11 protein-coding genes are annotated in these 12,355 nt (G+C 59.9%); 5 read left to right on the forward strand and 6 right to left on the reverse strand.

Annotated elements, in window-relative coordinates:
• Nucleotides 1-122: 122 nt before the first annotated feature.
• From pyk to gcl, 5 genes are all read right to left on the reverse strand, one after another.
• Nucleotides 123-1,538 (reverse strand): pyruvate kinase, encoded by a 1,416-nt coding sequence (gene pyk, locus PSJE_RS05600; protein ID WP_090453871.1) that lies wholly within the window; start codon nucleotides 1,536-1,538, stop codon nucleotides 123-125.
• A complete protein-coding gene (locus tag PSJE_RS05605) occupies nucleotides 1,528-2,808 on the reverse strand; it encodes a glycerate kinase type-2 family protein (protein WP_090453872.1) in 1,281 nt (426 codons plus the stop codon). The genes pyk and PSJE_RS05605 overlap by 11 nt, the downstream gene beginning before the upstream one ends.
• A gap of 162 nt (nucleotides 2,809-2,970) precedes the next feature.
• Nucleotides 2,971-3,864: a 2-hydroxy-3-oxopropionate reductase gene (locus PSJE_RS05610; protein WP_057715850.1), complete on the reverse strand. Its 894-nt coding sequence runs from the start codon at nucleotides 3,862-3,864 to the stop codon at nucleotides 2,971-2,973.
• Between the two features lie 156 nt (nucleotides 3,865-4,020).
• A complete protein-coding gene (hyi, locus tag PSJE_RS05615; RefSeq protein WP_090453874.1) occupies nucleotides 4,021-4,803 on the reverse strand; it encodes a hydroxypyruvate isomerase in 783 nt (260 codons plus the stop codon).
• Between the two features lie 154 nt (nucleotides 4,804-4,957).
• A complete protein-coding gene (gcl, locus tag PSJE_RS05620; protein ID WP_057715848.1) occupies nucleotides 4,958-6,733 on the reverse strand; it encodes a glyoxylate carboligase in 1,776 nt (591 codons plus the stop codon).
• A gap of 267 nt (nucleotides 6,734-7,000) precedes the next feature.
• Here gcl and PSJE_RS05625 point away from each other — a divergent pair, with 267 nt between their 5' ends.
• The 5 genes from PSJE_RS05625 (at nucleotide 7,001) to PSJE_RS05645 (ending at nucleotide 11,719) form a co-directional block, all read left to right on the forward strand.
• Nucleotides 7,001-7,441 (forward strand): GlcG/HbpS family heme-binding protein, encoded by a 441-nt coding sequence (locus PSJE_RS05625; protein WP_090453876.1) that lies wholly within the window; start codon nucleotides 7,001-7,003, stop codon nucleotides 7,439-7,441.
• 223 nt (nucleotides 7,442-7,664) lie between these two features.
• Nucleotides 7,665-8,330, forward strand: a complete 666-nt coding sequence (gene kynB, locus PSJE_RS05630) for an arylformamidase (RefSeq protein WP_057715846.1) — start codon at nucleotides 7,665-7,667, stop codon at nucleotides 8,328-8,330.
• Nucleotides 8,327-9,181, forward strand: coding sequence for a tryptophan 2,3-dioxygenase (gene kynA / locus PSJE_RS05635; protein ID WP_057715845.1), 855 nt, complete (start codon nucleotides 8,327-8,329; stop codon nucleotides 9,179-9,181). The genes kynB and kynA overlap by 4 nt, the downstream gene beginning before the upstream one ends.
• A gap of 98 nt (nucleotides 9,182-9,279) precedes the next feature.
• Nucleotides 9,280-10,683, forward strand: coding sequence for an amino acid permease (locus PSJE_RS05640; RefSeq protein ID WP_090453878.1), 1,404 nt, complete (start codon nucleotides 9,280-9,282; stop codon nucleotides 10,681-10,683).
• 22 nt (nucleotides 10,684-10,705) lie between these two features.
• A complete protein-coding gene (locus PSJE_RS05645) occupies nucleotides 10,706-11,719 on the forward strand; it encodes an AraC family transcriptional regulator (protein ID WP_090453879.1) in 1,014 nt (337 codons plus the stop codon).
• Between the two features lie 102 nt (nucleotides 11,720-11,821).
• Here PSJE_RS05645 and PSJE_RS05650 read toward each other — a convergent pair whose 3' ends face one another.
• Nucleotides 11,822-12,295: an Lrp/AsnC family transcriptional regulator gene (locus PSJE_RS05650; RefSeq protein WP_057398413.1), complete on the reverse strand. Its 474-nt coding sequence runs from the start codon at nucleotides 12,293-12,295 to the stop codon at nucleotides 11,822-11,824.
• Nucleotides 12,296-12,355: the final 60 nt, after the last annotated feature.

Consider the following 12,355-nt stretch of genomic DNA (forward strand, 5'->3'; position numbering starts at 1 on the left):
CCGGGTTGCCTGCATCGCGATCAAGCTCGCTCACACACTGAATCTTTGTTCAGTCTTGGTTCCGTGAACGACACAAAACCAATGTGGGAGCGAGCTTGCTCGCGATAAGGCCGGTACAGGCGCTAGATCAATGTCTCGATACGCAGAGAGTTAGTCGACCCCGGCTGGCCAAAGGGCACACCTGCGGTGATCAACAGTGTGTCGCCACGCTGCGCCATGCCCTGGGCCTGGGCAATTTCCAGTGCCGTCGAGCAGACTTCATCGACCTGACGCAGGCGGTCGTTGACCACCGAGTGCACACCCCACGCCACGCTCAGGCGACGGGCGGTCTGCAGGTTTGGTGTCAGGTTGAGGATCGGCACCGTCGGCCGCTCCCGCGCCGCACGCAGGCTCGACGCACCGGACTCGCTGTAGTTGACCAGCACCGCCACCGGCAACACGTTGCTGATACGGCGAATGGCGCAGCTGATCGCATCTGAAACAGTCGCCTCGGCTTTCGGCCGGCTGACGTCCAGTTGAGTCTGATAGTCCGGACCGTTTTCCACCTGGCGGATGATCTTGCTCATCATCTGCACGGCTTCGAGCGGGTATTCGCCGGATGCGGTTTCCGCCGACAGCATCACCGCGTCCGCACCTTCGGCCACGGCGTTGGCCACATCGGTGACTTCGGCGCGGGTTGGCGCGGGTGAGAAGCGCATCGACTCCAGCATCTGAGTGGCGACCACCACCGGTTTGCCGAGCTGGCGGCAGGTGCTGATGATGTTCTTCTGGATCTGCGGCACGCTTTCGGCCGGCACTTCCACGCCCAGGTCACCCCGGGCGACCATGATCGCGTCGCTCAATTCGGCGATCTCGCGCAGTTGCTCGACGGCCGAGGGCTTCTCGATCTTGGCCATCAGGAACGCCTTGTCGCCGATCAGGGTACGGGCTTCGCGGATGTCATCGGGACGTTGCACGAACGATAGCGCCACCCAGTCCACACCCAACTCCAGCCCGAAGGCCAAGTCGCGGCGATCCTTGGCGGTCAGCGGGCTCAGGTCGAGCACCGCTTGCGGTACGTTCACGCCTTTGCGGTCCGACAGTTCGCCGCCATTGAGCACGGTGGTGTCGATGGCGTCGGCGTACTTGGTCACCACCCGCAGACGCAACTTGCCATCGTCCAGCAGCAGGTCCATGCCCGGCTCCAGCGCGGCGATGATTTCCGGGTGGGGCAGGTTGACCCGGCGCTCATCGCCCGGCGTGGCATCGAGGTCCAGACGCAAGGCCTGGCCGCGAACCAGTTGCACCTTGCCTTCGGCGAACTTGCCGACCCGCAGTTTCGGGCCTTGCAGGTCCATCAGGATGCCCAATGGATAATTGAGCTGACGCTCGACTTCACGAATCCACTGGAAACGCTGGGCGTGGTCAGCATGATCGCCATGGCTGAAGTTCAGACGGAAGATGTTGACCCCGGCCAGCACCAGTTCACGGATGGCATCGATGCCGTCGATGGCCGGGCCGAGCGTGGCGAGGATTTTGACCTTTTTATCAGGCGTCATGTTTAGTGCTCTCAAGGATCAGAATGGCGCGGAAGTCGTTGACGTTGGTACGGGTCGGCTCGGTGACGATCAGGGCGTCCAGCGCCTCGAAGTAGCCGTAACCGTTGTTGTTATCCAACTCGTCGCTGGCGCTCAGGCCCTTTGCCGCGGCGCGGGCGTAGCTGTCCGGGGTCATGATCGCGCCGGCGTTGTCTTCGGAACCGTCGATGCCGTCGGTGTCACCGGCCAGTGCGTAGACGCCGGGCAGGCCCTTGAGGCTGTCGGTCAGGCTGAGCAGGAACTCGGCGTTGCGCCCGCCACGGCCATTGCCGCGCACGGTCACGGTGGTCTCACCGCCCGAGAGAATCACGCAGGGCGCCGCCAGCGGCTGACCGTGCAGGACGATCTGCCGTGCGATGCCGGCGTGGACTTTCGCCACCTCGCGGGATTCGCCTTCAAGGTCGCCGAGGATCAGCGGACTGAACCCGGCCTGACGGCATTTCACCGCCGCCGCTTCAAGGGATTGCTGCGGGCGGGCGATCAACTGGAAATGACTGCGTGCCAGGCTCGGGTCGCCGGGTTTGACGGTTTCCGATTCGGGGCTTTGCAGCCAGGTGCGCACCGAAGCCGGAACCTCGATGGCGTAGCGTTTTAGGATCGCCAGCGCTTCGGCCGACGTGCTCGGGTCGGCCACGGTAGGGCCGGAGGCGATGACCGTGGCGAGGTCGCCCGGCACATCGGAAATCGCATAGGTATAAACCGTGGCAGGCCAGCAGGCTTTGCCCAGACGCCCACCCTTGATCGCCGAGAGGTGCTTGCGCACGCAGTTCATCTCGCCGATGGTGGCGCCGGACTTGAGCAGGGCTTTGTTGATCAACTGCTTGTCGGCCAGGGTGATGCCTTCGGCCGGCAGTGCCAGCAGGGCAGAGCCACCGCCGGAGAGCAGGAAGATCACGCGGTCGGATTCGTTCAGGTCGCTGACCAGTTCCAGCACACGCTTGGCCACCGCCAGACCAGCCGCGTCCGGTACCGGATGTGCGGCTTCGACCACTTCGATTTTTTCGCAAGGTGCGCCGTGACTGTAGCGGGTCACCACCAGGCCGGACACTTCACCCTGCCAGCAGCGCTCGACCACCTGGGCCATGGCGGCTGCGGCTTTGCCAGCACCGATGACGATCACGCGACCGCTGCGGTCAGCAGGCAAATGGGCTTCGAGGACTTGTTGCGGATGCGCCGCATCGATGGCTGTGGCAAACAGCTCGCGCAGCAATTGTTGCGGATCGACCGACATGGCGGGCTCCCGGAATTCTTGTTATTTGAAGGGCAACTCGGGTTCCTGTGGGAGCGAGCTTGCTCGCGATAGCGGTGTGTCAGTCAACATGGATGTTGATAGTCAGGGCCTCATCGCGAGCAAGTTCGCTCCCACAGGTTTGATGCAGTTTCGGGCAGGGGCTTACTTCTTATCGCGAATCGAGAAATTCGCCATGTGTTCCAGGCCCTTGATCAGCGCCGAGTGGTCCCAGTTGCTGCCACCGATGGCCGCGCAGGTGCTGAACACTTGCTGGGTGTTGGCGGTGTTCGGCAGGTTGATGTTCAGCTCCTTGGCGCCTTGCAGGGCCAGGTTCAGGTCCTTCTGGTGCAGGCTGATGCGGAAGCCTGGATCGAAGGTGCCCTTGATCATGCGCTCGCCGTGCACTTCGAGGATCTTGGAGGACGCGAAACCGCCCATCAGTGCTTCACGCACCTTGGCCGGATCGGCACCGTTTTTCGAAGCGAACAGCAGGGCTTCGGCCACGGCCTGGATGTTCAGGGCCACGATGATCTGGTTGGCCACCTTGGCGGTTTGACCGTCGCCGTTGCCACCGACCAGGGTGATGTTCTTGCCCATGGCCTGGAACAGTGGCAGGGCGCGCTCGAAGGCGTCGGCATCGCCGCCGACCATGATGCTCAGGGTCGCAGCCTTGGCGCCGACTTCACCGCCGGAGACCGGGGCGTCGAGGTATTGCGCGCCTTTTTCGTTGATCTTTGCTGCGAAAGCCTTGGTGGCGGTCGGCGAGATCGAGCTCATGTCGATCACCACTTTGCCTTTGCCAACACCGGCGGCAACGCCATCAGCGCGGAACAGCACGTCATCGACCTGTGGGGTATCCGGCACCATGACGATGATGAATTCGGCTTCCTGGGCGACTTCCTTCGGGTTCGCCAGGGCAACGGCGCCAGCGGCGACCAGGTCGGCAGGCGCAGGGTCGTGGTGAGCCGACAGGAACAGGCTGTGACCGGCTTTCTGCAGGTTCAACGCCATTGGGTGGCCCATGATGCCGGTGCCGATAAATCCGATTTTAGCCATGAGAAAATCCTCTTGTTTTTATTGCTGCTTCAAGCAAATAGGGGAGTACTGCTCTTTGTGGGAGCGAGCTTGCTCGCGATGGGGCCATAACATTCAGCATCGATGTCGACTGTCCCACCGCTATCGCGAGCAAGCTCGCTCCCACAGGGATCTACATCAGATCGCGTTATGGGTCTTGAGCCAGCCCAAGCCCGCTTCAGTGGTGGTCAGCGGCTTGTATTCGCAACCGACCCAGCCCTGGTAACCGATGCGGTCCAGGTGTTCGAACAGGAAGCGGTAGTTGATTTCACCGGTGCCTGGTTCGTTGCGCCCCGGGTTGTCCGCGAGCTGCACGTGGTTGATCTCGCCCAGGTGCGATTGCAGGGTGCGGGCCAGATCGCCTTCCATGATTTGCATGTGATAGATGTCGTATTGCAGGAACAGGTTGGCGCTACCGACCTGCTCGCGAATCGACAGGGCTTGCGCCGTGTTGTTCAGGTAGAAACCTGGAATGTCACGGGTGTTGATCGCTTCCATCACCAGTTTGATGCCCGCCGCTTGCAGCTTGTCGGCCGCGTACTTGAGGTTGGCGACGAAGGTTTTCTCCACGGTGGCATCGTCAAAGCCCTGCGGACGAATACCGGCCAGGCAGTTGACCTGGGTGTTGCCCAGCACTTGCGCGTAAGCGATGGCCAGGTCGACACCGGCACGGAACTCTTCGACCCGGTCCGGCAGGCAGGCGATACCGCGCTCGCCCTTGGCCCAGTCGCCGGCCGGCAGGTTGAACAGCACTTGGGTCAGACCGTTGGCATCGAGCTGGGCCTTGATTTCGGCGGAGCTGAAGTCGTACGGGAACAGGTACTCAACACCACTGAAACCGGCCTTGGCGGCCGCTTCGAAACGGGCAAGAAAGTCCTGTTCGGTGAACAGCATGGACAGGTTGGCTGCGAAACGCGGCATGGTGGTCTCCTGAATATGTATGGTGAGCGTTCCCGGATCCCTGTGGGAGCGAGCTTGCTCGCGATAGCGGTGTGTCAGTCGACATGGATGCTGAATGGCAGTACGCAATCGCGAGCAAGCTCGCTCCCACAGGATGTGGGAACGATCCTACAAGTTAATCAAGCAACGAAATCGCAGTCGGTGCGTCGTCGCCGACCAGCGCCAGGTCTTCGAATTCGTTGACGGCGTTGATCTCGGTACCCATGGAAATGTTGGTCACGCGCTCCAGGATGATCTCGACGATCACCGGAACCTTGAACTCTTCGATCAGCTCCTGGGCCTTGCGCAGGGCAGGCTGGATCTGAGCCGGTTCGAACACACGCAGTGCCTTGCAGCCCAAGCCTTCGGCAACTGCGACGTGGTCCACACCGTAGCCGTTGAGTTCCGGCGCGTTCAGGTTGTCGAACGACAGCTGTACGCAGTAATCCATGTCGAAACCGCGCTGCGCCTGACGGATCAGACCCAGGTACGAGTTGTTTACCACCACATGAATGTACGGCAGCTTGAACTGCGCGCCCACTGCCAATTCTTCGATCATGAACTGGAAGTCATAGTCCCCCGACAGGGCCACGACTTTACGGTTCGGATCAGCCTTGACCACGCCCAGTGCTGCCGGAATGGTCCAGCCCAGAGGACCTGCCTGACCGCAGTTGATCCAGTGACGCGGCTTGTAGACGTGCAGGAACTGAGCGCCGGCAATCTGCGACAGACCGATGGTGCTGACGTAGCAGGTGTCTTTGCCGAACACCTGGTTCATTTCTTCGTAAACGCGTTGCGGCTTGACCGGCACGTTGTCGAAGTGAGTCTTGCGCTGCAGGCTGGCTTTACGCTGCTGGCAGTCTTGCAACCAGGCGCTGCGGTTCTTCAGCTTGCCGGCGGCTTGCCATTCGCGAGCGACTTCGATGAACACGGTCAGCGCGGCGGCAGCGTCGGAAACGATGCCCAGGTCCGGGGTGAACACGCGGCCGATCTGGGTCGGTTCGATATCAACGTGAATGAACTTGCGGCCTTCGGTGTACACGTCAACGGAACCGGTGTGACGGTTGGCCCAGCGGTTGCCTACGCCCAGAACCACATCGGACTTGAGCATGGTGGCGTTGCCGTAGCGGTGCGACGTCTGCAGGCCAACCATGCCCACCATCAACGGGTGATCGTCCGGGATGGCGCCCCAGCCCATCAGGGTCGGGATCACTGGAATACCGGTCAGTTCGGCGAACTCCACCAGCAGATCGGCGGCATCGGCATTGATGATGCCGCCACCGGCCACCAGCAATGGACGCTCGGCCTGATCCAGCATGGCCAGGGCCTTTTCAACCTGGACGCGGGTAGCGCTCGGCTTGGCCAATGGCAGTGGCTGGTAGGCGTCGATGTCGAATTCGATTTCGGCCATCTGCACGTCGAACGGCAGGTCGATCAGCACCGGGCCCGGACGGCCGGAGCGCATTTCATAGAAAGCTTTCTGGAACGCGTAAGGCACCTGGCCCGGTTCCATGACGGTGGTCGACCACTTGGTGACTGGCTTGACGATGGTGGTGATATCGACAGCCTGGAAGTCTTCCTTGTGCATACGGGCGCGGGGTGCTTGCCCTGTGATGCAGAGGATTGGAATCGAGTCGGCCGAGGCGCTGTAGAGCCCGGTGACCATGTCGGTACCGGCAGGGCCGGAAGTGCCGATGCACACGCCGATGTTGCCGGCCTTGGTGCGGGTGTAGCCCTCGGCCATGTGCGAGGCGCCTTCAACGTGGCGAGCGAGTACGTGATCGATGCCGCCGACCTTTTGCAGGGCGGAGTACAACGGGTTGATGGCGGCACCCGGGATGCCAAAAGCGGTATCGACCCCTTCACGGCGCATCACCAGAACGGCGGCTTCGATTGCTCTCATTTTGCTCATGGTTTTGTGCCTCTTTACGTTTTGTAATTGTATACAAGTGGCTTTGCGCAGAGTGTATTCACGGCGGACGGCGCAGGTCAATCCATTTTCTCAAGCGCTTGTTTCATTCGTCGGAAGCCCGTTCTGCTGTGGCTTTTCGTCGCATGTGGCGCCTTTCGATGATTATTGTATACAAAAAAATAATTCATTGTGTTCTATTTGTTGCATCGGGCTGCGGCACAACGGCGCAGTCCACCGACTTTCCGAAAAACAAATGAGGACGGCACCATGAGCGCTTTAACCTTGAAAGTCGCAGTCAACCTGGTCGATCAGGCCATCACCGCGGGGCGGGCAATCTCTGCCGCGCCATTGACCATCGCAGTACTGGATGCCGGCGGGCATCTGATCACCCTGCAACGCGAAGACGGCGCCAGCCTTCTGCGCCCGCACGTCGCCATCGGCAAGGCCTGGGGCGCGATCGCGCTGGGCAAGGGGTCACGCCTGCTGGCACAGGACGCGCAACAACGCCCGGCGTTCTTCGCCGCGCTGAATAGCTTGGGGCAGGGCAGCGTCGTCCCGGTGCCGGGCGGCGTGCTGGTTCGGGATCAGGACGGGACTGTGCTGGGGGCGGTGGGCATCAGCGGGGATCTGTCAGATGTTGACGAGCAATGTGCGATCCGCGCGATCGAGGGGCAGGGGCTGAGGGCGGATGCGGGGGTGGCTGGTTGATCTTCGGCGTCTGATTTACCGCTTTCGCGGGCTTGCTCGCGAAAGCGCCTTACGGATGAAAACAGCTTTCTAGCTGTCTGCTTTTCTCGTTGAGATTTCCATCCGGTAAATTCCGTTTTTTTAGAATTTTGTGCGAAACATTTGGGCGTTACCGAAGATTTTCGCAAGAAAATTCACAGGTATCACTCGTATCATTCTCTCGGAACAGTCCGAGAGCTTTGCAATGAAAACAACACTGTCGTGGTGGGATATCAGCCCGCCGTTGAGCACCACTACACCTACCTGGCCGGGTGACACACCTTTTCAGGAAGAGCGCGTGTGGAGCTTCGGACCAGAGTGTCCGGTGAATGTCGGGCGTATCACCCTGTCGCCTCATACGGGTGCCCATGTCGACGCACCACTGCATTACAGCGCTGATGGCGCGGCTATTGGCGATGTGTCGCTCGATGTCTATATGGGGCCTTGCCGTGTGCTGCATTGCCTGAACAGCGGCCGGCTGGTGCACCCCGAACAGCTTGAAGGTCGCTTGCAAGACCTGCCTGAACGGGTGCTGCTGCGCACCTGGCGACAAGCGCCGTTGAGCGCCTGGGATCCTGATTTCTCTGCAGTCGCCAAAGAAACCGTCGACCTGCTGGCGAGCCTCGGTGTGCGCTTGATCGGTATCGATACGCCGTCGCTGGACCCTCAGCAATCCAAAACCATGGATTCGCACAATGCCGTGGCCCGACATGGCATGGCTATCCTCGAGGGCATCGTGCTCGATGACGTCCCGGAAGGGGACTATGAATTGATCGCGCTGCCGCTGCGTTTTGCCCATCTGGACGCCAGTCCGGTCAGGGCAATTTTGCGTCCACTGAACAAACCGCAACTTGAGGAACCGACTCAATGAGCCAATGCCCCTATTCACCTGCAAACCAGACGGAAGAATGGCATAACGCCGAGCTGAATTTTTCCGACTCCATGAGCTACGGCGACTACCTGGATCTGGGGCGCATTCTCAGCGCACAGCACCCGCTGTCTCCGGACCATAACGAGATGCTGTTCATCATCCAGCATCAGACCTCGGAGCTGTGGATGAAGCTGATGCTGCACGAGCTCAATGCCGCCCGTGAGCACGTTCGACTGGGAGAGTTGCCGCCCGCGTTCAAGATGCTGGCGCGGGTCTCGCGGATTTTTGATCAGCTGGTGCATGCCTGGACGGTGCTGGCCACCATGACTCCCACCGAGTACCACGCGATACGGCCCTTTCTGGGGCAGTCATCGGGCTTTCAGTCGTTCCAGTACCGCGAGATCGAATTCATTCTGGGCAACAAAAGCGCGACCCTGTTGCGCCCCCATGCGCATCGGCCGGAACTGTTGCAGGCGCTTGAAAAGGCGATCGCCACACCGTCGCTGTATGACGAGGCGATTCGCTTGATGGCCAGCGCTGGCTTGACCATCGACCCACAGCGTTTCGAGCGTGATCCGACCAGTCCGACGGCGCATGACGCGTCGGTCGAAGCAGCGTGGCGCGTGGTCTACACGGACCCTTCGCGTTATTGGGATCTCTATCAGTTGGCGGAGAAACTCATCGACCTTGAGGATTCGTTCCGGCAATGGCGCTTCCGGCATGTGACCACGGTCGAGCGGATCATCGGCTTCCAACCAGGGACCGGTGGCACAGAAGGTGTCGGTTATCTGCGCAAGATGCTCGATACCGTGCTGTTCCCGGAGTTGTGGCGAGTGCGCTCAACGCTCTGATTTACCGAGAGTCATGTCTGAACGCTTAAACCGGGCGGCAATTGAAAAAATTGACGCATTCAAACCATGCCTGACCATAACAATTAGAAGGTAACCAGATGGCGGATGAAATCTTGCGACAAGGCGAACTCAAGCGAGGGCTGAAAAATCGTCATATTCAGCTGATCGCATTGGGCGGCGCGATAGGTACCGGGTTGTTTCTCGGCTCTGCCGGCGTGCTCAAGTCGGCCGGGCCGTCGATGATCCTCGGCTATGCGATTGCCGGATTCATCGCCTTTCTGATCATGCGCCAGCTGGGCGAGATGATTGTCGAGGAACCGGTGGCCGGCTCCTTCAGTCATTTTGCCCACAAGTACTGGGGCGGCTATGCCGGCTTTCTGTCCGGCTGGAACTACTGGGTGCTGTATGTGCTGGTGGGCATGGCCGAGTTGACGGCCGTCGGCAAGTACGTGCAGTTCTGGTGGCCGGAAGTCCCCTCCTGGGTCAGCGCGGCGGTGTTCTTCGTCCTGGTCAATTTGATCAATATGATGAACGTTAAAGTCTTCGGTGAGATGGAATTCTGGTTCGCAATCATCAAGGTCGTAGCGATCATTGGCATGATCGCCCTGGGCTGCTACATGCTGTTCAGCGGCACCGGCGGCCCGCAGGCCTCGGTCAGCAATCTGTGGGACCACGGCGGGTTCTTCCCAAACGGCTACAGCGGTCTGCTGATGGCGATGGCGTTCATCATGTTCTCCTTCGGCGGCCTGGAGCTGGTCGGCATCACCGCCGCTGAAGCCAGCGAGCCGGGAAAGGTGATTCCCAAGGCGATCAACCAGGTGGTTTATCGCGTGCTGATCTTCTACGTCGGCGCGCTCACCGTGCTGCTGTCGTTGTATCCGTGGGACCAACTGCTACAGACACTCGGCGCTTCGGGCGATGCCTATGGCGGCAGCCCGTTCGTGCAGATCTTCTCCTTGATCGGCAGCGACACAGCAGCGCACATCCTCAATTTCGTGGTGCTCACCGCTGCGCTCTCTGTCTATAACAGTGGCGTCTACTGCAACAGCCGTATGCTCTATGGCCTGGCCGAACAGGGCGACGCACCCAAGGCGCTGATGAAACTGAACAAGCAGGGCGTGCCTCTGCTGGCGCTGGGCGTATCGGCGTTGATCACCCTGCTGTCCGTGCTGGTCAACTACCTCGCCCCGCATGAAGCGCTTGAGTTGCTCTTTGCACTGGTGGTCGCATCGCTGATGATCAACTGGGCGATGATCAGCCTGACGCACCTGAAGTTTCGCAAAAGCATGAGCCAGCAAGGCATCGTTCCGGGCTTCAAGTCGTTCTGGTTTCCCTTCAGCAACTACCTGTGCCTGGCCTTCATGGTCATGATCGTCTGCGTCATGCTGATGATTCCAGGTATACGCGCTTCAGTCTTCGCCATACCGGTGTGGGTGTTGATCATCTTCGGCTTTTACCGGATGCGTATGGCCAAGGATCGGGCCTTGCCGGTGGTTCAATAGCCTTTGCCGTGGGGGCGCCGTGATGAGTAGCAACGTTGATCCGCAGTTTCGCGACATTCGTATCGATCACTATGACCTCGAGGGTGCGAGGAACTGGATGTCGGGTATCTGCGGGCCGCACCGCCTCCAGACTTCGACGCCCGAGCGGATCCGCTTTCATCACAGCGCCAATGTGTTCAAGTCGATGGCCACGACCCTGGGCACTCTCTCATACGGTACCGATGTCACCATCGATATCGAAGACGCCGAGCACTTCAGCAGTTACAGCCTGAGTTTGCCTTTGGTGGGCGAGCAGGAGCTGAGCAAGAACGGCAGCGTGTTGAAATCGAACCGCGATCAAGGGGTGATCATTTCCCCGAATGAGAACCAGATGCTGGCGATCTCCGGGGACTGTCGCAAAGTTCAGGTGGTGATCACCCGCGTCGCCATGAGCGAGTCGCTGGAAGGCATGCTGCAGCGACCGTTGGATACGCCGCTGTGTTTCGAGCCGGTGATGGATGCGGTGGACGGCGCGTCGGCCTCGTGGTGGCGCATGGCGCGTTATTTCATCGAGGAGCTGGAACGCAGCAGTGAACTGTACGAACAGGTGGCCTTCACTCGGGACATCGAAAGCTCATTGATCAAAGGCTTGATCCTCGCCCAGCCGAACAACTACTCCGAAGAATTGCGCAACGTGCTCGGCGTGAAACTGCCGCACTACCTGATCAAGGCCAAGCAATACATTCACGACAATGCTCGCGAAGCTTTGCACCTGGAGGACATCGAGGTCGCGGCCGGGGTCTCGCGTTTCAAGCTGTTCGAGGCGTTCAAGAAGTACTTCGCCCTGTCGCCGATGGCCTACCTGAAAAAGTACCGGTTGAACGCTGTGCGCCAGGAAATCCTCGAACACGGCTCGTCGCGTAATATTTCCGCGATCGCCATGGGCTGGGGCTTTACGCATCTCGGACGTTTTTGTGCCGAATACCGCAAGTTGTTCGACGAGTCCCCCAGCATGACCTTGCAGCGTAACGAAGCCCGACGCATGCGCGGTGTCTGAGTATTCCGCCGCCCAGAATTTCAGGACCGCTTCGTGCACCAGCGGGAGCAAGCGCCCTCGCCACAATTCATCACCTGACCATCGATATCCATTAACTGGCGCTCACTTACGCACTACCAAATCAAGCAACGTCTCCTGCTCCTTGATTTTCTGCAACACGATTTCCGAGCGGATATCAGTCACCCCCGCCGTGCGGTTCAGTTGGTTGACGATGAAGTCGGAGAAGTGTTTGATGTTGCGCGCCTGGACCCGCAGCACATAGTTGCTCGCCCCGGTAATCACGTAGGCGGTGACCACCTCCGGCCACAACTGGACCTTCTTGATGAAGGTCTCGTGCCAATCCTCGACGTCCTGTCGCAATGACACATGGACGATGGCTTCCAGTTCGACTCCCAGCTTTTCGGCGTTCAGCATCGCGCGATAGCCGGTGATGATTCCTTCACTTTCCAGCAAGCGTAAACGGCGCAAACAGGCCGACGGCGACAGTGCGACCTTCTCTGCCATTTCGTGATTGCTGATGCGGCCGTCCCGTTGCAAGAGATGCAGGATCCGCAGGTCTGTCGAGTCGAGAGTCATGGCTAGAATAAATCCGCGATATTTGGAGTTGGATTCGAATTTTCTTCGAGATAAATACAA

Source organism: Pseudomonas jessenii (assembly GCF_002236115.1).
GTDB lineage: Bacteria > Pseudomonadota > Gammaproteobacteria > Pseudomonadales > Pseudomonadaceae > Aquipseudomonas > Aquipseudomonas jessenii.

Excerpts from the sequence above, each read along its gene's own strand:
- gcl (WP_057715848.1), bottom strand. The coding sequence starts at position 6,733 with ATGAGCAAAATGAGAGCAATCGAAGCCGCCGTTCTGGTGATGCGCCGT.
- PSJE_RS05650 (WP_057398413.1), bottom strand. The coding sequence starts at position 12,295 with ATGACTCTCGACTCGACAGACCTGCGGATCCTGCATCTCTTGCAACGG.
- hyi (WP_090453874.1), bottom strand. The coding sequence starts at position 4,803 with ATGCCGCGTTTCGCAGCCAACCTGTCCATGCTGTTCACCGAACAGGAC.
- PSJE_RS05625 (WP_090453876.1), top strand. The coding sequence starts at position 7,001 with ATGAGCGCTTTAACCTTGAAAGTCGCAGTCAACCTGGTCGATCAGGCC.
- pyk (WP_090453871.1), bottom strand. The coding sequence starts at position 1,538 with ATGACGCCTGATAAAAAGGTCAAAATCCTCGCCACGCTCGGCCCGGCC.
- PSJE_RS05610 (WP_057715850.1), bottom strand. The coding sequence starts at position 3,864 with ATGGCTAAAATCGGATTTATCGGCACCGGCATCATGGGCCACCCAATG.
- kynA (WP_057715845.1), top strand. The coding sequence starts at position 8,327 with ATGAGCCAATGCCCCTATTCACCTGCAAACCAGACGGAAGAATGGCAT.
- kynB (WP_057715846.1), top strand. The coding sequence starts at position 7,665 with ATGAAAACAACACTGTCGTGGTGGGATATCAGCCCGCCGTTGAGCACC.
- PSJE_RS05605 (WP_090453872.1), bottom strand. The coding sequence starts at position 2,808 with ATGTCGGTCGATCCGCAACAATTGCTGCGCGAGCTGTTTGCCACAGCC.
- PSJE_RS05640 (WP_090453878.1), top strand. The coding sequence starts at position 9,280 with ATGGCGGATGAAATCTTGCGACAAGGCGAACTCAAGCGAGGGCTGAAA.
- PSJE_RS05645 (WP_090453879.1), top strand. The coding sequence starts at position 10,706 with ATGAGTAGCAACGTTGATCCGCAGTTTCGCGACATTCGTATCGATCAC.